General features: G+C 70.3%; 18 protein-coding genes and 1 pseudogene. 4 read left to right on the top strand and 15 right to left on the bottom strand.

What is annotated here, in order from left to right; translation table 11 throughout:
- Positions 1–6 precede the first annotated feature (6 nt).
- The 8 genes and pseudogenes from KBX71_RS25145 to KBX71_RS25110 all read right to left on the bottom strand — a co-directional run bounded on the left by KBX71_RS25145 (position 7) and on the right by KBX71_RS25110 (position 7,461).
- Positions 7–1,212: an argininosuccinate synthase gene (locus tag KBX71_RS25145; protein WP_124818779.1), complete on the bottom strand. Its 1,206-nt coding sequence runs from the start codon at positions 1,210–1,212 to the stop codon at positions 7–9.
- A complete protein-coding gene (locus KBX71_RS25140; RefSeq protein ID WP_124818777.1) occupies positions 1,209–1,724 on the bottom strand; it encodes an arginine repressor in 516 nt (171 codons plus the stop codon). Before KBX71_RS25140 ends, KBX71_RS25145 begins: the two co-directional genes overlap by 4 nt.
- Positions 1,721–2,674, bottom strand: a complete 954-nt coding sequence (gene argF, locus KBX71_RS25135) for an ornithine carbamoyltransferase (RefSeq protein WP_210820335.1) — start codon at positions 2,672–2,674, stop codon at positions 1,721–1,723. Before argF ends, KBX71_RS25140 begins: the two co-directional genes overlap by 4 nt.
- A complete protein-coding gene (locus tag KBX71_RS25130; protein ID WP_210820334.1) occupies positions 2,671–3,948 on the bottom strand; it encodes an acetylornithine transaminase in 1,278 nt (425 codons plus the stop codon). The genes argF and KBX71_RS25130 overlap by 4 nt, the downstream gene beginning before the upstream one ends.
- On the bottom strand, positions 3,945–4,850 hold the full coding sequence (argB, locus tag KBX71_RS25125; RefSeq protein WP_210820333.1) for an acetylglutamate kinase: 906 nt from the start codon (positions 4,848–4,850) through the stop codon (positions 3,945–3,947). Before argB ends, KBX71_RS25130 begins: the two co-directional genes overlap by 4 nt.
- Complete coding sequence (gene argJ, locus KBX71_RS25120) at positions 4,847–6,019, bottom strand: bifunctional glutamate N-acetyltransferase/amino-acid acetyltransferase ArgJ (protein ID WP_124818771.1); 1,173 nt, start codon at positions 6,017–6,019, stop codon at positions 4,847–4,849. Before argJ ends, argB begins: the two co-directional genes overlap by 4 nt.
- 55 nt (positions 6,020–6,074) lie before the next feature.
- Positions 6,075–7,076 carry an N-acetyl-gamma-glutamyl-phosphate reductase gene (gene argC, locus KBX71_RS25115; RefSeq protein ID WP_210820332.1) on the bottom strand — a complete coding sequence of 334 codons (1,002 nt, stop codon included), beginning with the start codon at positions 7,074–7,076 and terminating at the stop codon, positions 6,075–6,077.
- A gap of 111 nt (positions 7,077–7,187) precedes the next feature.
- A pseudogene (locus KBX71_RS25110) lies at positions 7,188–7,461 on the bottom strand (hypothetical protein).
- A 293-nt stretch (positions 7,462–7,754) separates the two neighbouring features.
- Between KBX71_RS25110 and KBX71_RS33970 the strand changes: the two are divergent.
- From KBX71_RS33970 to KBX71_RS33960, 4 genes are all read left to right on the top strand, one after another.
- Entirely contained in the window at positions 7,755–8,228 is a 474-nt protein-coding gene (locus KBX71_RS33970; protein ID WP_307847302.1) for a helix-turn-helix transcriptional regulator, read from the top strand.
- Complete coding sequence (locus KBX71_RS33965; RefSeq protein WP_247684080.1) at positions 8,228–8,929, top strand: hypothetical protein; 702 nt, start codon at positions 8,228–8,230, stop codon at positions 8,927–8,929. Before KBX71_RS33970 ends, KBX71_RS33965 begins: the two co-directional genes overlap by 1 nt.
- A 10-nt stretch (positions 8,930–8,939) precedes the next feature.
- Positions 8,940–9,650, top strand: a complete 711-nt coding sequence (locus KBX71_RS25100) for a 5-formyltetrahydrofolate cyclo-ligase (RefSeq protein ID WP_210820331.1) — start codon at positions 8,940–8,942, stop codon at positions 9,648–9,650.
- Between the two features lie 1,327 nt (positions 9,651–10,977).
- A complete protein-coding gene (locus tag KBX71_RS33960; RefSeq protein ID WP_247684079.1) occupies positions 10,978–11,349 on the top strand; it encodes a hypothetical protein in 372 nt (123 codons plus the stop codon).
- 99 nt (positions 11,350–11,448) lie between these two features.
- Here the strand turns inward: KBX71_RS33960 and pheT are convergent, their stop codons facing one another.
- From pheT to KBX71_RS25060, 7 genes are all read right to left on the bottom strand, one after another.
- The gene (gene pheT / locus KBX71_RS25090; RefSeq protein ID WP_210820330.1) at positions 11,449–13,995 is read right to left on the bottom strand and encodes a phenylalanine--tRNA ligase subunit beta; all 2,547 of its coding nucleotides are present in this window, start codon (positions 13,993–13,995) and stop codon (positions 11,449–11,451) included.
- Between the two features lie 40 nt (positions 13,996–14,035).
- On the bottom strand, positions 14,036–15,103 hold the full coding sequence (pheS, locus tag KBX71_RS25085; protein WP_210820329.1) for a phenylalanine--tRNA ligase subunit alpha: 1,068 nt from the start codon (positions 15,101–15,103) through the stop codon (positions 14,036–14,038).
- A 220-nt stretch (positions 15,104–15,323) separates the two neighbouring features.
- Positions 15,324–16,121 carry an RNA methyltransferase gene (locus tag KBX71_RS25080; protein ID WP_247684078.1) on the bottom strand — a complete coding sequence of 266 codons (798 nt, stop codon included), beginning with the start codon at positions 16,119–16,121 and terminating at the stop codon, positions 15,324–15,326.
- An 83-nt stretch (positions 16,122–16,204) separates the two neighbouring features.
- Positions 16,205–16,597 carry a 50S ribosomal protein L20 gene (gene rplT / locus KBX71_RS25075; protein WP_030488429.1) on the bottom strand — a complete coding sequence of 131 codons (393 nt, stop codon included), beginning with the start codon at positions 16,595–16,597 and terminating at the stop codon, positions 16,205–16,207.
- Between the two features lie 32 nt (positions 16,598–16,629).
- A complete protein-coding gene (gene rpmI, locus KBX71_RS25070) occupies positions 16,630–16,824 on the bottom strand; it encodes a 50S ribosomal protein L35 (protein ID WP_007458415.1) in 195 nt (64 codons plus the stop codon).
- Between the two features lie 20 nt (positions 16,825–16,844).
- Positions 16,845–17,495 (bottom strand): translation initiation factor IF-3, encoded by a 651-nt coding sequence (infC, locus tag KBX71_RS25065; protein WP_124818759.1) that lies wholly within the window; start codon positions 17,493–17,495, stop codon positions 16,845–16,847.
- 546 nt (positions 17,496–18,041) lie between these two features.
- Positions 18,042–18,515 (bottom strand): PH domain-containing protein, encoded by a 474-nt coding sequence (locus tag KBX71_RS25060; protein ID WP_210820327.1) that lies wholly within the window; start codon positions 18,513–18,515, stop codon positions 18,042–18,044.
- Positions 18,516–18,723 lie beyond the last annotated feature (208 nt).

Raw genomic sequence — 18,723 nt, 5'->3', positions numbered from 1 at the left:
CCATGGTCAGTGGCCTCCCAGCCGGGCGTCCCGAGCGGCGGCCATCCGACTCGGCAGCCCCCACAGCTGCACGAAGCCCTTCGCCAGCGACTGGTCGAAGGTGTCGCCGGTGTCGTAGGTGGCCATCCCGAAGTCGTAGAGGCTCGCCTCGGAGCGCCGGCCGGTCACCGTCGCCCGGCCGCCGTGCAGGATCATCCGCACCTCGCCGCTCACGTGCCGCTGCGCGTCGTCGATGAACGCGTCCAGCGAACCCTTCAGCGGCGAGAACCACAGCCCGTCGTAGACGAGCTCGCCCCAGCGCTGGTCGACGCCCTTCTTGAACCGGGCCAGATCCCGTTCGACGGTCACCGCCTCCAACTCCTGGTGGGCCGTGATCAACGCGATCGCGCCGGGCGCCTCGTACACCTCGCGGCTCTTGATGCCGACCAGGCGGTCCTCGACCATGTCGAGCCGGCCCACGCCCTGGGCGCCGGCGCGTCGGTTGAGCTCCAGGATCGCCTGGTACGGGGTGACCGTCTCACCGTCGATCGCCACCGGCACGCCGCCGTCGAAGGTGATCACGACCTCGTCGGGGTCGCGCTCCTGGGTCGGGTCGGAGGTGTACGAGTAGAGGTCCTCGACGGGGGCGTTCCAGATGTCCTCCAGGAAGCCGGTCTCCACCGCGCGACCCCACAGGTTCTGGTCGATGGAGTACGGCGACTTGGCCGACACGTCGATCGGCAGCCCCTTCTCCTCGGCGAAGGCGATCGCCTTGTCCCGGGTCCAGGCGAAGTCCCGGGCCGGCGCGATGATCCTCAGGTCGGGGGCGAGCGCGTTCAGGCCCACCTCGAACCGGACCTGGTCGTTGCCCTTGCCGGTGCAGCCGTGCGAGACGATCGTTCCGCCGTGCTTGCGCGCCGCGGCCACCAGGTGCTTGACGATCAGCGGTCGGGACAGTGCCGACACCAGGGGGTAGCGGTCCATGTAGAGGGCGTTGGCCCGGATGGCCGGCAGGCAGTAGTCGGCGGCGAACTCGTCGCGCGCGTCCACCACCTCGGACTCGGCGGCGCCGCAGTCCAGGGCACGCTGGCGGATGGCGTCGAGGTCCTCGCCGCCCTGCCCGACGTCGACAGCGACCGCGATCACCTCGGCGCCGGTCTGCTCGGACAGGTACGGAATGGCGACGGAGGTGTCCAACCCTCCGGAGTACGCGAGCACGACCCGCTCGGTCATGGCGTGGTGTTCCCTTCGACTGTGTCTTCCCGGCGGGCCCAGCCGGCGAGCTTGTCTCCGAGTGCGGCCCCGCCGAGGGCCTCACGGGCCACGACGAGGATGGTGTCGTCGCCGGCGATGGTGCCGACGATCTCGGGCAGGCCCGCCCGGTCCAACGCGCTGGCCAGGTACTGGGCTGCGCCCGGCGGTGTCCGCAGCACGGCGATGTTGCCGCTGGAGTCGACCCCGTTGAGCAGTTCGCGCAGCAGCCGTACCAGCCGGGCCGGCGCGGCCTCGGCGTCGCGCAACGGGCGCTGCCCGTCCTCGGGGATCAGGTAGACGGCCGGCCCGTCGCCGCCGCGCACCTTGACCGCGCCCAACTCCTCCAGGTCCCGCGAGAGGGTGGCCTGGGTGACGCCCACGCCGTCGGCGGCGAGCAGGTCGGCCAGCTCGGTCTGCGACCGGATCGCCCGGTCGCGGATCAGCTCCACGATCCGGGCGTGCCGGGCCGCGCGGGTCAGCGGCGCGGTCATCGTGGCCCGCCGGTCGCGGCGTCGCCGGTCGCGGTTTCCAGCAGGAACGTCAGCAGCGCTTTCTGCGCGTGCAGTCGGTTCTCGGCCTGGTCGAAGATCGCGCTCTGCGGCCCGTCGAGCACCTCGTCGGTGATCTCCTCGCCGCGGTGCGCGGGCAGGCAGTGCAGCACTATCGCGTTCGGCGCGGCCTGGCCGAGCAACCCCTTGTTGACCTGGTACGGCAGGAACGGGGTGATCCGGTCCAACCCGTCGGCCTCCTGCCCCATCGACGTCCAGGTGTCGGTGGCCAGCACGTCGGCGTCGCGGACCGCCTGGGTCGGGTCGGTCAGCACCCGCACCGACCCGCCGGTGTCCGCCGCGATCCGGGCCGCTCGTTCCACCACGGCCGCGTCCGGTGCGAACCCGGCCGGGCCGGCGATCCGCACGTGCATCCCGGCCGTCGCACCGGCCAGCAGGTACGACTGCGCCATGTTGTTCGCGCCGTCCCCCACGTACGCCAGGGTGCGGCCGGCCGTGCCACCGCACCGCTCCCGGATGGTGAGCAGGTCGGCCAGCAACTGGCACGGGTGGAAACCGTCGGTGAGCGCGTTGACCACCGGCACGCTGGCGCCCGCCGCCACCTCGGCGATCCGCTCGTCACCGTGGGTACGCAGCACGATCGCCGCGACGTAACGGGACAGCACGCGACCCGCGTCCGCGAGGGACTCGCCACGGCCGAAGTGGGTGACCTGGGTGTCCACGACGAGGGGGTGCCCGCCCAACTCGGCGATCCCGGCGTCGAACGAGATCCTGGTCCGCAGGCTCTGCTTGTCGAAGAGCACCGCCACCGAGCGGGGGCCGACCAGCGGACGGTGGCCGAACCGGTCCGCCTTCATCCGCGCCGCCAGGTCGAGGACGGCGACCTGTTCGGCGGGCGAGAGGTCGTCGTCGCGCAGGAAGTGCCGGGTCATCGAGTCGTCCCCGTCGTGGTCGTGGGTGTCGGCGTCGAGATCTTGGAAGATTTCGGACCCTGGAGGGGCGCTTTCCCTCCAAGATCTGCGTCGGTTCCGGCGGCGGCAACGGCCGCCGCGTCCAGGGCAGCGGGTAGGGCCGCGAGGAAGGCGTGCGCCTGGGCGGCGGTGAGGATCAGCGGCGGAGCCAGCCGGAGCGCACCCGGCTGCACCGGGTTGACCAGGAAGCCGGCTTCCCGCAGGGCGTCGGCCAGCACCGACGCCACCGGCGCGGTGAGCGCCACGCCGAGCAGCAGACCGGCACCGCGTACCTCGGCGATCAGCGGGTGGCCCAACGCCTCGATGCCGCGACGCAGCCGCTCACCGACCCGCTTGACGTTGTCGAGCAGGCCCTCGTTGGCGATGGTCGCCACCACGGCGAGCGCCGCCGCGCAGCTGACCGGGTTGCCGCCGAAGGTGGTGCCGTGCGAGCCGGGGGTGAGTAGGTCCGCGGCGGGGCCGAAGGCCAACGTCGCGCCGATGGGCAGCCCGCCACCCAGCCCCTTGGCCAGGGTGACCACGTCCGGCTCCACGCCCTCGGCCTGGTGCGCGAACCAGTGCCCGGTACGCCCGACGCCGGTCTGCACCTCGTCGAGAACCAGCAGCGCGCCGTGCCGGGCGGTGATCCGCCGGGCCGCGGCGAGATAGCCGGCCGGCGGGACGAGGACGCCGTTCTCACCCTGGATGGGTTCCAGGATCACCATGGCGGTGGCGTCGGAGACGGCCGCGTCGAGGGCGGCGACATCGCCGTAGTCGACGTGGGTCACCTCGCCGGGCAGCGGCCGGAACGGGTCGGCCTTGGCCGGTTGGCCGGTCAAGGCGAGGGCGCCCATGGTGCGGCCGTGGAAGCCGCCCCTGGTGGCCACCACGTGGGTACGGCCGGTGCGCCGGGAGAGCTTGAACGCCGCCTCGTTCGCCTCCGCGCCCGAGTTGGCGAAGAAGACCCGACCGGGTCGGCCGGCGAGCGCCAACAGCAACTCGGCGAGGGCGACCGGTGGCTCGGCCACATAGAGGTTGGAGACGTGCCCAAGGGTCGCGACCTGCTTCGACACCGCCGCCACCACCGCCGGATGGGCGTGACCGAGGGCGTTGACAGCGATGCCGCCCACCAGGTCGAGGTACTCCCGGCCGGCGTCGTCGACCACGACGGCACCGGTGCCGGAGACCAACGCCAACGGCGGAGTGCCGTAGTTGTCCATCATGGACTGCTTCCACCGCTGCGCCAACGTGCTCATGTCGCGTCCGTCCCGTCTCCCGGCACCACCATCGTTCCGAACCCTTCCGAGGTGAACACCTCGAGCAACGTGGAGTGCGCCACCCGACCGTCGACGACGTGCGCGGCGGGCACTCCCCCACGCACCGCCCGCAGGCAGGCCTCCATCTTCGGCACCATCCCCGACTCGAGGCCGGGCAGCAGCTTGGCCAGGTCGTCCGCCGCGATCTCGGAGACCAGGCTCGTGGTGTCCGGCCAGTCGGCGTACAGACCGGCCACGTCGGTGAGCACCACGAGCTTTCGAGCCCGCAAGGCGATGGCCAACGCCGCGGCGGCGGTGTCCGCGTTGAGGTTGTGCAACACGCCCTCCACGTCCGGCGCCACCGTGGAGATCACCGGAATCCGACCGGCCTCGATCAGGTCGGTCACCGCGGACACGTCGACCGACTCGACGTCCCCGACCTGGCCGACGTCGACCGGCAACCCGTCCACGTAGGCCGGACGGCGCACCGCGGTGAACAGCCGGGCGTCCTCCCCGGAGAGGCCGACGGCGTACGGACCGTGCGAGTTGATCAAACCCACCAGCTCCCGGCCCACCTGACCGACAAGCACCATCCGGACCACGTCCATCGCCTCGGCGGTGGTCACCCGCAGACCACCCCGGAACTCGCTGGCGATGCCGAGACGACCCAGCATCGCGGAGATCTGCGGACCACCACCGTGCACCACCACGGGCTTCAGGCCCGCAAAGCGCAGGAAGACCATGTCGGCCGCGAACGCCCGCTGCAACTCCGGGTCGGTCATCGCGTTGCCGCCGTACTTGACCACGATCGTCGAGCCGGAGAAACGCGCCAACCAGGGCAGCGCCTCGATCAGCGTCTCCGCCTTGACCTGGGCGCGAGCCAGGTCGCTGCTGAGTGTCATGTGGAGTACGCCGAGTTCTCGTGCACGTACGCGTGGGACAGATCGTTGGTCCAGATCGTGGCGGCCGACGTGCCCGCGTGCAGGTCGATCCGGATGGTCACGTCCCGCCCGGTCAGGTCGACCTTCGAGCGGTCCTCGGCGGCGGCGCCACCCCGGCACACCCACACCCCGTTGACCGCCACGTCCACCTCGTCCGGCTCGAACGCGGCGGCGGTCGTGCCGACGGCGGCGAGGATCCGACCCCAGTTGGGGTCGTTGCCGAACAGCGCCGTCTTGACCAGGTTGTTGCGGGCCACCGTACGGCCCACCTCGACCGCCTCGTCCTCGTCCGCCGCGCCGACCACGTCGATGGCGACCTGCTTGGTGGCGCCCTCGGCGTCGGCCACCAACTGCTGGGCCAGGTCGTGACAGGCCGCTGTGACGGCGGCGGCCAGCTCGGCCGGCGTCGGCTCGATGCCGCTCGCGCCGCTGGACAGCAGCAGCACGGTGTCGTTGGTGGACATGCAACCGTCGGAGTCGACCCGGTCGAAGGTGATCCGGGTCGCCGCGCGCAACGCCTCGTCCAGCGTCGCCGGGCCGGCCACCGCGTCGGTGGTCAGCACGCACAGCATGGTGGCCATCCCCGGCGCGAGCATCCCGGAGCCCTTGGCCATGCCGCCGACCGTCCAGCCGCTCCCCCGGGCCACAGTGGTCTTCGGCCGGGTGTCCGTGGTCATGATCGCCTCGGCGGCGGCCGGGCCACCGTCACGGGACAGCCTACGGATCGCCGAGCGGACGCCCGGCAGCAGCTTCGGCATCGGCAGCCGCTCACCGATCAGGCCGGTCGAGCAGACCGCGACCTCACCGGCACCGAGGATCAACCGTGGGCTGACCGAGGTCAGCGCGGCGGCGGTGTGCTCGGCGGTGGCGTGCGTGTCCTGGAAGCCGGCCGGGCCGGTGCAGGCGTTGGCGCCACCGGAGTTGAGCACGACGGCGCGGACCACACCGCCCTGCACGACCTGCTGGCTCCAGAGCACCGGCGCGGCCTTGACCCGGTTGGTGGTGAAGACACCGGCCACGCCGGCGTCCGGACCGTCGTTGACCACCAGGGCGACATCCGCGCCGCCGCTGGCCTTGAGGCCGGCGGCCACACCGGCCGCCCGGAACCCCCGAGGGGTGGTGACACTCACGGCGCCTGCCTTTCGTTCGCGACTGCGGGGCTCCGTTGCGCTGCACTCCTCGCGCTCACGGCGCGGTCCCCCAGATCGACAGGCCCGTCGTCTCCGGCAGGCCGAGCATCAGGTTGGCGTTCTGTAGGGCCTGACCGGCGGCGCCCTTGCCCAGGTTGTCCAACGCGCTGAGCACGATCAGACGACCCGAGTCGACGTCGACGGTGGCCTGTAGGTGACACGAGTTGGAGCCCAGGGTGGCGGCGGTGTGCGGCCAGCGGCCCTCCGGCAGCACATGCACGAACGGCACGTCCGCGTACGCCCGCGCCAGCACGTCCTGCGGGTCGACGCCGCGCGCCGGCACCGCGGTGACCGTGGCCAGGATCCCGCGCGGCATCGGCGCCAGGACCGGGGTGAACGACAGGCCGGTCGCGCCGGTGGCCTGCTTGATCTCCGGGACGTGCTGGTGGGTTCCCACCCGGTACGGCGACAGGTCGCCCATCACCTCGCTGGCCAACAGGTGCGGCTTGGCCGCCCGGCCGGCCCCGGAGGTGCCGGAGGCGGCGACCACCACCACGTCGGCGGGGCTGGCCGCGCCGTCGGCGATCAGCGGCGCGAGCGCCAGGGTGATCGCGGCGGCGTAGCAGCCGGTGTTCGCCACCCGGGTGGAGTCGGCGATCAGCTCCCGCTGGCCGGGCAGCTCGGGCAGGCCGTAGGTCCACTGCCCGGCGTGCGTGCCGCCGTAGTACTGCGCCCAGGCGTACGGGTCGGTCAGCCGGTGGTCGGCACCCAGGTCGACGATCCGCACCTCGGCCGGGAGCTGGGCCGCGAGGGCTGCCGACTCGCCGTGCGGCAGGGCCAGGAAGACCAGGTCGGCGTCGGCCAGGGTGGTTGGATCGGTCTTGCCGAGCACCAGGTCGAGCCCGGTGAGCTGCGGGTGCACCACGTCGACGCGATGCCCGGCCTGGCTGTGCGCGGTGGCGGCGACCAGGTCGAACTCCGGGTGCCCGGCGATCAGGCGCAGCAACTCACCCCCGGCGTACCCGCTCGCTCCGGCGACCGCGACTCGGATCCCCATACTCACCTCCGCATGACTATGCAGCGAAGATTAACAAGGACGACACAGGACTGCAAGTTAATACAATGCTCTGCATGATGATGTAGTTCCATCCCGATGAGCCAGAGCCTTTCATGCTTCTGGCTCATCGGGCTGCGGAGAGCCGATCTCAGTCATCCGGTAGGACCGGGTGTGTCGGGCGGGCCAGCCGAGGAACCGATCGAACATGTCACTGGCGCACCCGGTGGTGGTCGGGTCGAGCTTGTGTAGGTCGTCGATGGCGTCATGGAGCAGACTGGCCAGGTAGAGGAACAGGCTGACCGGGTTGCCGTCGTACTCGGTGACGAGAGCGAGCTTGGCCCGCCCACAGGGCCCAGGGTCGGCCGCAGGCACGGCAGAGCCAGATCGGGGCGCAGCGCGGTGTGCTCTCGGGGCCGCTCTCGCTCCTGAGCGCTCACTTCTTTCCCCACTCGGTAGGTCGGGCTTGGAATGGCAGCGGAACGGGCGGGAGCCCACGCAGTCGCCACACCTTGCACAGCGGCTTCCGCTCTCACCCGTTCCGGCCATGCGTCTACACAAGTCCCGGCGGTCGCTGGTGCCCAGCGCGGCGACGATGCAGAACTGACGCATCCCCATTGCGTCACATGGCGTGAGCTGGATGAATGGACCGTGACGGATGGAGGCGAAGGGAGGCGGTACGTGGCGGACAGGCGTCGGCATCGGCTTGCCCAGCGCCGTAAGACGATCGGGCTGAGCCAGGAACGCCTCGCCGAAGCCCTCGGCGTCGACCGCTCCACCATCGTGCGGTGGGAACGGGCGGAGACTGACCCGCAGCCCTGGCACCGGCCGCGACTCGCTGCGGCCCTCAAGCTGTCGATCGAGGAACTGGCCGACCTTCTGGCCGACGTCGGCCAGGCACCGTCACCGCCCGACGAGCGTCTCGGCTACGTGCTGCGCAACCCCGGCCGCGCCGACCTGATCGCTGTGGCGTACCTGAGGGAAAGCGTGCAGCGCCTCGACGAGCACTACGACCAGACGCCCTCGACGCTCCTGCTCGCCGAGGCCGGACAACTACATGGTCAGGCAATCTTCCTTCGCCAGCACGCCAGCACGCCAGCAACGGGCCGGTTCAGCGCGAACTGGCGGCAGCAGTCGCCGAGTCCGCGACGTTGATGGGTCAACTCGCCTGGGACGCCGCCCAGCGGCGCGACCATGTCGCCAGCCCCGCCTACTTCGACCAAGCGATCAGCGCAGCCCAGGAAACGCGAGACGCGGCCACTGAGGCCAACGCGTTGCTCCGCAAGAGCTACCTCGCCCTCTACGGCACCAAGCAGCCCCACGCCGGCCTCGTCCTGACGACCCGCGCAGCCGCCGTCAGCAACAGGGACAGTCACGTCATCGCCGGCCTCGCCCAACTGCATCGGGCCGAGGCACACGCGATGCTCGGTCAGGCCGGGGACTGCTCCAACGCTCTCGGTACCGCTGAGGCTCACTTCGCCGCCATCGACGCCCGAGATCCAGCCACCGACATCTTCTGCCCCAGCCACTACACGAGGCTCGCGGGCTCCTGCTGGCTCTCCCTCAACAGGCCAGACCAAGCGGTGCCAGCGCTAGAAAACGCCCGACAACTGATCGCCGCACGCCGCAAATCCACGGCCGTCATCCTCGGCAATCTCGCCCTCGCCAGCATCCTCCAACACGACATCGACGCCGCGACGTCCTACCTGCATCAGGCCGTCGACGTCATCGAGCGGACCCGTGCCGGCGGTGGACTCAACCTCGCCTTCGCCGCCGCCCGACAACTACGCCCCTGGCGCAACGAGCCCTCGGTCCAGGACGTGAACGACCGACTCCTCACACTCATGAGCCCATAGGAGCACCAACGTGACCGACATCGACCGCGCCAAACACGCCGTTCGGCAACACGTTTGGGACCTCCTCGAACGTCAAGGTGCCGTCCCACCCGGCGTGCACGGTCACATCCCTGACTTCGTCGGCAAGGAAGAGGCCGCAACCCGCCTCGCGGAACTGGACGTCTGGAAGAACGCCCGAGTTATCAAATGCAATCCCGACCGGGCACAGCTTCCCGTCCGGGTACGAGCCCTGCAGGAAGGCAAGCTGCTCTACATGGCAGTCCCGAAACTCGCTACACCCAAGCCCTTCTATCTGCTCGACCCCGCCAGCCTCACCGCACCAATCGAGACCGCAGCTACGAGTAGCGGTGCACCGCAGGTCGCTCCCACCGTGGGACCCGCCGAAATGCGTCCGGTGGACCTCATCGTCTGTGGCAGCGTCGCTGTCAGCCGCCAAAGCGGCGTGCGGGTCGGTAAGGGCGCCGGCTACTCCGACCTGGAGATCGCCCTCCTCACCGAGGCCGGACTCGTCACCACCGAGACCGCCATCGCCACCACGATCCACCAGACCCAACTACTTGAGGATGTGCTGCCCGACACGGACCATGACTTCAGCGTCGACTTCGCGATCACGCCGAACGAGGTAGTGGCTTGCAGACCCGACCGGGGACGGCCGTCCGGCATCATCAGATCAAACCTTCTTCAAGATCAACTCGACAGCATTCCTATACTGCGCGCCTAGCGACCTTTCGCCACAGGACGTCAGGAGGCCGAGACAGAGCCTCGCTAACGGTGTTTAGCGATCTTGTTCAGTAGGTCAGCGGCTGGGAAGCGGTCGCTGAACGGCCAGCTCGTTGGGAAGATGGCCACGGGCCTTGACCGGCCGCCGGCAGCGGGCGTCCATCGGCACCGCCAGGACCCCCGCCGTTCGCAGAAACACGGTCAACGGCGGGGTGTGTGCAGCCAGGCTCGACGATCTCCCACTCGACGTCGGTCAGGTCAGACGCATACCTGCTTACCGACCGAGCTACACCCATCGACCGGAACCACTGCGCGACACACCCAACCGACCCACAGACCAAGCGCGCCCCTAGAGAGAAGATACGTTCGATTCGTGGCGTTATCAGGGCGTCTGACAAAGTCCGATGAGAAATCGACGTAGCCAAACACGAGCCAGGACGGCAGCGTCTTCGGTCAGGCCGCGTCCGACGTCGGCCGCACGACCGCAACCCGGCAGAACGAATGGCACAGCAGGGTCTAATTCACCGAGCCATGCGACCCTCATCTGGACGTTGAAACCCGGTGTGAAGATGATCTTGGCAAGAGTACCTTCACACCGGGGCTCGGTGTCTTGTTCCACTGCAACAACTTCAGGTGTGGAACCAACCCAGCCTCACCCTGCTACTGCACCGTCGCCCGAGCGGCTAGCGCCGCGTTGATGAATGCCTCAGGTACAGCGTACCCACCGCGAGGAACAGGGATAGGCAGCCTAGTGTCCCTGTGATCCACACTTGGTGCTGCTCATGCGGACGGAACAGCGGGGGAACGGACAGGATGAACGCGCCTGCCGTCAAGGCCATTCCGATGAGTAGCACCGCGGGAAGCGGGTTAGACATATTGCGCATGTCAAATCCTTACGTGAAGCAACTTGCGATTGCTGCAATGGAAGCACCGCCGATAGTGGTGTAGGCAGCGATGCACGCGATGACGCCACAATCCCAAGCACTGCGAGGCAAGACCTCGTGCTTTGGGCTTCGTGCGACGTATCCGTCGAGCTGTTCTTCTGCAACTGAGCATCAGACATGTAGGGCATGTCTCTGTCCTGGCTGCTGATGAGTTTGCCATCGCTGCAGCTGGTGATGTTGAAGTTCCCGGCGGCGTTCTCGCTGACGTACGTCTCGGTGTACTGGACGATACTGCTTTTCTCGGCGAAGAGGACAGTGAAGTAACCCGTCAGGCTGTAGCCGGCGCCGATGGGCACGATCGCGGCCGTGTAGGTGCCCTGCTCGGACGGGTTGGCGTGGACCTTGGCATCTGATGTCTTTAGCGCACTCTTCGCGACGCGAGGGGTGACTACCGATGGCGTCCACCACACCGCCGACCTGCACACCGAGATCCTCGCCTGCGGCCAACAGGGCAGCCTGCGCGCACTGAAAGACTGGTTCACCACCAACCTCGCCGACGCCCGCAACCGCTGCCCCAACCTCGACACCGTCGCCGACCTCGCCCGCAGGTTCACCGCACTGGTCCGCCACCAAGGCACCGGACAACGCTCGACGCCTGGATTCACCGCGCCCGACACGACGCGGCGTATGGCGGTTCATCCATCCGCCGACGCGGCCGGCGTCCAAACGAGCGTGGCCGGTCCAACGGCTTCCGAGCACCCGCCGAGCGACCACTCACCATCGACGTACACGAAAAAGGCCCCGAACCCGGTGTGAACCACCAGGCCAGGGCCCTTGATCGTTGGTGCGCCGCCAGGGACTCGAACACCGAACCCGCGGATTAGGGAATCGCGGGGCAGGGACGGGCCGGTCCGGTTACGCGCCGCGCAGGGTCGCGCCGAGGCGTTCCGACGCGACGGCGACCGCCGCGTCCCGTGCCGCGACCGCCTCCTCGACGGTGAGCGTCCGGTCCGGTGCGCGGAAGGTGAGCTTGTACGCCAACGACCGGCGACCGTCACCGAGCTGCGCGCCGGAGTACACGTCGAACAGCCGCACGTCCTCCAGCAGCTCACCGGCGCCCGCCTCCAGCGCGCGGCGCACCTGCTCCGCCGGCACCGAGTCGTCCACCACCAGGGCCACGTCGATCAGCGCCGGCGGGAAGCCGGAGACCGTCGGCGCTGGCGTCACCGGGGTGGGCGGCAGCGCGTCGAGGTTCAGCTCCATCGCGCTGGTGCGGCGGGGCAGCTCCAACGCCGCTACCGCCACCGGGTGCAGTTCGCCGGCGTGTCCGACGACCGAGTCGTCGACCCGCAGCTCGGCGCAGCGGCCCGGGTGCCACGGGGCGTACTCGGCGGCGCGCACCTCGACCCGCTCGTCGGGGATCCCGGCGGCGGCCAGCACGTCACGGGCCGCCTCGATCGCGTCCGCCCAGCCGGCCGGTCGACCCGGCCCCCACCAGCCGGCCGGGTCCAGGTCGCCGGAGAGCACCACCGCGACGTGCACCGGCTGCGCCGGCACCACCGCGTCGGCGGCCGCGAACTCGGCGTCGGTGGGGCGCCGGTCCACGCCCATCGCCGGCGGGCTGCCGGCGCCGATGCGCGGGTGGAAGACCGCACCGATCTCGTAGAGGGCGAGGTCGCGGTGACCCCGGCCGAGGTTGCGCTTGAGGATGCCGAGCAGCGGGCCGAGCAGTGTGGTGCGCAGCAGCGGCTCCTCGTCGGACAGGGGGTTGGCCAGCCGCACCGCGGGCCGACGCGGATCGTCGGCCGGCAGGCCGAGCTGGTCGGCCAGCTCCGGCGACACGAACGGGTGCGCGAGCACCTCCACGTACCCCCGCTCGGCCAGCGACCCGGCGACGGCCCGGCGGCGGCGCTGCCGCGGGGTCAGACCGCTGCCCGGAGGCGCGGTCGGCAGCACCGACGGCACCTTGTCGTACCCGTCGAGGCGGACCACCTCCTCGACCAGGTCGGCCGGGTCGGTCAGGTCGGGCCGCCAGGTCGGCGGGGTGACGCTCAGCACCGCACCGGCGCCGCTGGCCACGCCGACCGCGCCCGGGTCCTCGGACAACCGGTCCGCGCCCTGCGCGACGGTGCAGCCGACCCGCTCCAGCAGGGCGACCACCCGCGCCGGCGGGTACTCCACGCCGACCCGCCGGGTCGGCAGGTCCGCCGGAAGACTGATCGGGGTACGCGGCCGAACGTGGTCGATGTCCAGGATCTCCGCGCTCGGCGTGCCCCCGCCGTGCTCGGTGAGCAGCCGCACGGCACGCTCCAGCGCGACAAGCGCCACGGCCGGGTCGACGCCCCGCTCCCAGCGCTTCGCGGCCTCGCTGAACAGCTTGTGCCGGCGGGCGGTGCGCCCGACCATCGCCGGGTCCCAGTGTGCCGCCTCGAAGAGCACTGTGGTGGTGGAGGCGACGACCTCACTGGTCTCGCCGCCCATCACGGCGGCGAGGGAGATCGGACCAGTGTCGTCGCAGATGACCATGTCGTCGGCGGTGAGCACCCGGTTGACGCCGTCGAGGGTGGTCAGCTTCTCCCCTGCCTCGGCGCGACGGACCACCAGCGGCCCGACGATCCGGTCGGCGTCGAAGGCGTGCATCGGCTGGCCCAGCTCCACCATCACGTAGTTGGTGATGTCGACGGGCAGCGAGATGCTGCGGATGCCGGCGGTGACGAGCCGCTGGGCCATCCAGGACGGCGTGGGCGCGTTCGGGTCGACCCCGCGCACCAGACGGGCCGTGAACCTGTCGCAGCCGACCGTGTCGAGGACCTCCACCGGGTACGCCGGCGTCTCGGTGCCGCCCGGGGCCGGCGCCAGGGCCGGGTCGCGCAGCGGCACGTCGAACGCGTGCGACAGCTCCCGGGCCAGGCCGCGCAGGCTCAGCGCGTACCCCCGGTCGGGGGTGATCTCCAGGTCGAGCGCGACGTCGTCGAGGCCGACCACCGGACGCGCGTCGTCACCCGGCTTGGCCGTCACGTCCGGCCCCAGCACGATGATGCCGGAGTGGTCGTCACCCAGGCCCAGCTCCTTGGCCGAGCAGATCATGCCCGCCGAGTTGTGCCCGTACGTCTTGCGGGCACCGATGGCGAAGCCGCCGGGCAGCACGCCACCGGGCAGGATCACCACCACCCGGTCGCCCTGGGCGAAGTTACGCGCCCCACAGACGATCTCCTGCGGCTCGCCGGTGCCGTTGGCGGCACCCACGTCGACCCGGCAGAACCGGATCGGCTTCTTGAAGCCGGTGAGCTCCTCGATCTCACGAACCTCACCGACGACCAACTGGCCAGTGACGGTCTCGGCCAGGTCCACCACGGACTCGACCTCGATGCCGAGGTTGACCAGGGCCTGCTCCAGGTCACCGGTGGGCAGGTCGGCGGGCAGGTCGACGTACTCCCGCAGCCAACTGACAGAAACTCGCATGACTTCAGACCACCGTTCCCGTGTCTCGTACCCGCATCGCCTACGCCCCGGTCCCGAGCGCGCGGCTGAACCGCACGTCGCCCTCGAAGAGATGGCGGATGTCGCTGACCCCGTGCCGGACCATCAGGGTCCGGTCGATGCCCATGCCGAAGGCGAATCCGGAGTAGACCTCCGGGTCGACGCCGCAGGCGCGCAGCACCCGCGGGTTGACCATGCCGCAGCCACCCCACTCGACCCACTGCGGGCCGTCCCGGTGCTCCGGGAACCACACGTCGAACTCCGCCGACGGCTCGGTGAACGGGAAGTAGTGCGGCCGCCACCTGGTCTTCGCCTCCGGGCCGAACATCGCCCGGGCGAAGTGGTCAAGCGTGCCCCGCAGGTGCGCCATCGTGATGCCCTTGTCGACCACCAGACCCTCGGCCTGGTGGAACACCGGGCTGTGGGTGGCGTCGATCTCGTCGGTGCGGTAGACGCGGCCCGGCACGATCACGTAGATCGGCGGTTTGCGGCTGAGCATGGTGCGGGTCTGCACCGTCGACGTGTGCGTTCGTAAAACAAGACCCGAACCCTCGGGTGCGATGTGGAAGGTGTCCATCAAACCGCGCGCCGGGTGGTCGGCGGGGATGTTCAACGCGTCGAAGTTGACCCACTCCAGGTCGACCTCGGGCCCCTCGGCCACCTCGTAGCCCATCCCGACGAAGAGATCGCTGATCGACTCCATCAGGGTGCTCAACGGGTGCCGGGCGCCACGCGGACGCCTGTCGTAGGGCAGTGTGACATCCACCCGTTCCTCGACCAGCACCCGCTGGGCCTGCTCGCGCTGCACCACCTCGGCGCGGTCGGCGTACGCGGTCTCGATCGCCCGGCGGGCCTCGTTGACCCGCTTGCCGGCCTCGGACTTCGCCGCCGGCGGCAACGCGCCGATCTCCCGGCGGGCCAGCGAGACCGGTGACCGGTCACCCAGGTGCACCGAGCGCAGGGCGGTCAGCGCATCCGGGTCGGTCGCCGCTGTGAACGCCTTCGTGGCGTCCGCGACGGCCTCGTCCAGGGCGGCGGGGTCGAGCAGGGCGACCTGCTTCGGGTCATACGGATCGTTGCGGTAGCTCATGGCGTACGGGCACTCCCTCACGGCGGCGCCAGCCCTCAGCGGGGCGGCTAGGCGAGTCTACGGACGCGCGGCTGTGCCGCAGCCCGCCGGTAGGAGTTGCGCAGGGAGCAGGTCAGGCCCGCCGCCCGCCGACACCGGCGGGCTGGCTAAACGAACGCCGTGTCGCGTTCATGGACGGACGCTCTCCCCCTGCTGTCAGTCGCGCCGGAGGCAATCACCCTCAGCGCTGCGCTCTCGCTGAAGCGTACAGGCAGACCGCCGCGGCGGCAGCCAGGTTGAGGCTCTCCGCGCGCCCGTACAACGGCACCCGTACCCGGGCGTCGGCGGCGGCGCTCAACTCCTCGGGCAGGCCGTGCGCCTCGGAGCCGAACAACCACGCGGTGGGCGCGACGAGCCGACCGTAGTCGGTCATGTCGTCCAGGTCGCTGTCGCCGTACCCCGTGGTGGCGAAGATCGACAGCCCGGCGGCGCGCAGCGCGTCGACCACAGCGACCGGGTCGGTGGCGCGGACCACGTCGACGTGGAAGAGGCTGCCGGCCGAGGCCCGCACACACTTGCCGTTGTACGGGTCGACGGCGTCTCCGGCGAAGACCACCGCACCCGCACCGGCCGCGTCGGCGGTGCGCAACACCGTGCCGGCGTTGCCCGGGTCGCGGATCTCGGCGAGCACCGCCACCAGCCGGGGCGCGCCCGCGAGGGCCTGCTCCAACGAGACGTCCAGGTGCCGGCAGACCGCCACCAGCCCCTGCGGTGCGACGGTCTCGGCCAGCGCCGCGATGGCGTCGTCGGTCACCTCGGAAACCGGCACGTCGGCGCGGGCCGCCGTGGCGGCCAACTCCGGATACCTGTCGAGCGCGGTGGTCGTACCAAACAGTTCGGTGACCACGCCCGGCCGCGCGAGGGCCTCGCGGACCGCCTGCGGGCCCTCGGCCAGGAAGCGGCCGGTGGCGTCGCGGTCCCGGCGGCGTTGCAGACGACGGGCGGCGACAACCCTGGGGGTACGCGGGGTGAAAGCCATGATGTGCGCTCCTCCGGCACGATTGAGGCGCCCCCCGGACGGCGATGCCGACACGGGAGACGCCTCGCTCTGGTGCGTGGGGATCAGGCGGCCTGAGCCGCCGCGCCGCCGGTGCCCTCGGCCGTGACCGCGGCCCGGGCCAGCTCGACGATCGCCGCGAAAGAGGCGGCGTCGTTGACAGCCATGTCGGCCAGGATCTTGCGGTCGACCTCGATGCCGGCCAGACGCAGGCCCTGGATCAGACGGTTGTAGGTCATCCCGTTGGCCCGGGCGCCCGCGTTGATCCGCTGAATCCACAGCTGCCGGAAGTCGCCCTTGCGGTCGCGACGGTCCCGGTAGGCGTACTGCATCGAGTGCAGCACCTGCTCCTTGGCCTTGCGGTACAGGCGGGAGCGCTGACCGCGGTAACCACTCGCGGACTCCAGCAGGGTACGACGCTTCTTCTGGGCGTTTACAGCCCGCTTGACGCGTGCCATCTCAACTCCTAATTACGTAAAGGTGGCGCGCGTCAGCGGCCGAGCAGCTTCTTGATGCGCTTGACGTCGGCCTTGGCCAGCACGACCGTGCCGGTCAGCCGGCGGGTCTGGGTGGAGGGCTTCTTCTCCAGGTTGTGGCGGAGGCCGGCCTGCTGGGCAACGATCTTGCCCTTGCCGGTCACCTTGACCCGCTTACCCATACCCGTGTGGCTCTTCATCTTCGGCATGTGGAACGTCTTCTCCCCTGTTACTCGCCGCTGGTGTCGGCGGCGAGGCCGGTGTCACCGGCTGCTGCGGTCTCGCTGACCGCCGCGGTCTCATCGGCTTCCGGAGCGGCGGACTCGTCCCCTGCCCGGTCCCGAGGTCCGCCGCGAGACGCCGTGGCGGCGACCGCGGAGGCCTTGACGGCCCGATGCGGGGCGAGAACCATGATCATGTTTCGACCGTCCTGCTTCGGAGCGGCCTCGACGTATCCCAGTTCCGTGATCTCGGACTCGAGCCGGCGCAGGAGCCGGTAACCCAGCTCCGGGCGGCTCTGCTCGCGACCGCGGAACATGATCGTCACCTTGACCTTGTCGCCCGCCTTGAGGAACCGCACCACGTGACCCTTCTTGGTCTCGTAGTCGTGCGGGTCGATCTTCGGCCGAAGCTTCATTTCCTTGATGACGGTCTGCTGCTGATTACGCCGCGCTTCGCGCGCCTTGAGTGCGCTCTCGTACTTGAACTTGCCGAAGTCCATGAGCTTGCACACCGGCGGGCGCGCCATCGGCGCAACCTCGACCAGGTCCAGATCGACGTCCGCGGCCAGCTGAAGAGCGCGCTCCAGCGGGACGATGCCCACCTGCTCACCCTCTGGGCCGACCAGTCGGACCTCACGTGCCCGGATCTGCTCGTTCACGCGTGGTTCGACGCTGATGGGGCCTCCTCGAGTCGTTTCTGCTCTCTCGCCGACCGCTGCGGCTCCCAGGAGGGAACCGACCCGAAAAGCAGAAGGCCCTGGCGCATGCCAGGGCCCGCTCGACCGGTCAGCACGATCACAAGGATCGCGCATCCGGGACCGGGACATGCCCGGAACCGGTGACCGGACCCGGCCACCGTAGCGGTGACTCGGGTGGGAGCAGGCGCCCCGCTTTCAAGGCTGTCTGCTCGCACGCGGAGACAGCCTGGTCGACTCGATAACACTACACCGGCGCCCCGGCCACCCCCAAACCGGGCACGACCTGCGCTCACACCGGCGCGCCGCGCCCCGCCGCGGTGCCGCGCCGCGGTGCCGCGCGGCGCCGCCTGCTGAGATCCGCGCACTTTCCCCGAAACTGCTGCCTCAGGATTTCGGGAGGCAGCAGTTTCGGGGACGTTGTCCAGATCTTGGCGTGGGTGCGCCCGGCCGGGCGGGCGGCGACGCGGGGTCGGCGGTGGGCGGTGGGCGGTGGGCGGTTTCGCTGGGTCAGCGGCCGACGGCGCGTTCGGCGAGACGGGCCTGGTGGGCCTCGTGCAGCCGGCGCAGCGCGCGGACCCCGTCGACGGCCAACTCCTTGTCGGCGGCCTGCAACGCGACCATCGGCAGCAGGTCGTCGTCGTGCAGCTCCAGGCTGGCCCACGGCGCGCCCCGGTCGAAGCGCACGCCCCGGACAACCTCCCAGGGCAGCTCGTAGGAGCTGATGACGTTACGCACCCGGATGCTTCGCGCGTCCGCCTCCACCCGGGGGCGGGTGAACAGCAGGAACCCCAGCGCCCCGAAGACGCCCAGGCCGATCATGGCGATCTGGTCGCCGCGCTGGAAGCTGCCGTAACCATCGCCGGTCGGGCCACTCAGCGACGTGGCGACCAGACCGAACACCAGCACCAGGGCAACCGCCGCCGACCAGCAGACCACGCGAATGCGGCGGGGCTTCAGGCGGACCAGCTCGGTTTCACTCACCCCACCAGTCTGCCACCCACACTCCCCCATCAAACGCACCACCCGCCGAGCCACCACCCCCGAACCGCGAGTCCTGTGGCCCTGGCGAGCGGAAGGGTCGCCGATCTTGCGGTTTCGGTTGTCGGAACGGGGTGATATGCGCCGTGTGTCGGTGCAGAAAGTGCAAGATCGCGGAGGAGGGTCAGGTCGGGCTTGGCGATCATGGAGT

The organism is Micromonospora sp. D93 (genome assembly GCF_018070365.1).
In the GTDB taxonomy this organism is placed as follows: Bacteria; Actinomycetota; Actinomycetes; order Mycobacteriales; family Micromonosporaceae; genus Micromonospora; species Micromonospora ureilytica.
Note: the sequence above shows the minus strand (reverse complement) of the source record. Positions and strands in the feature narration are given on the sequence as shown.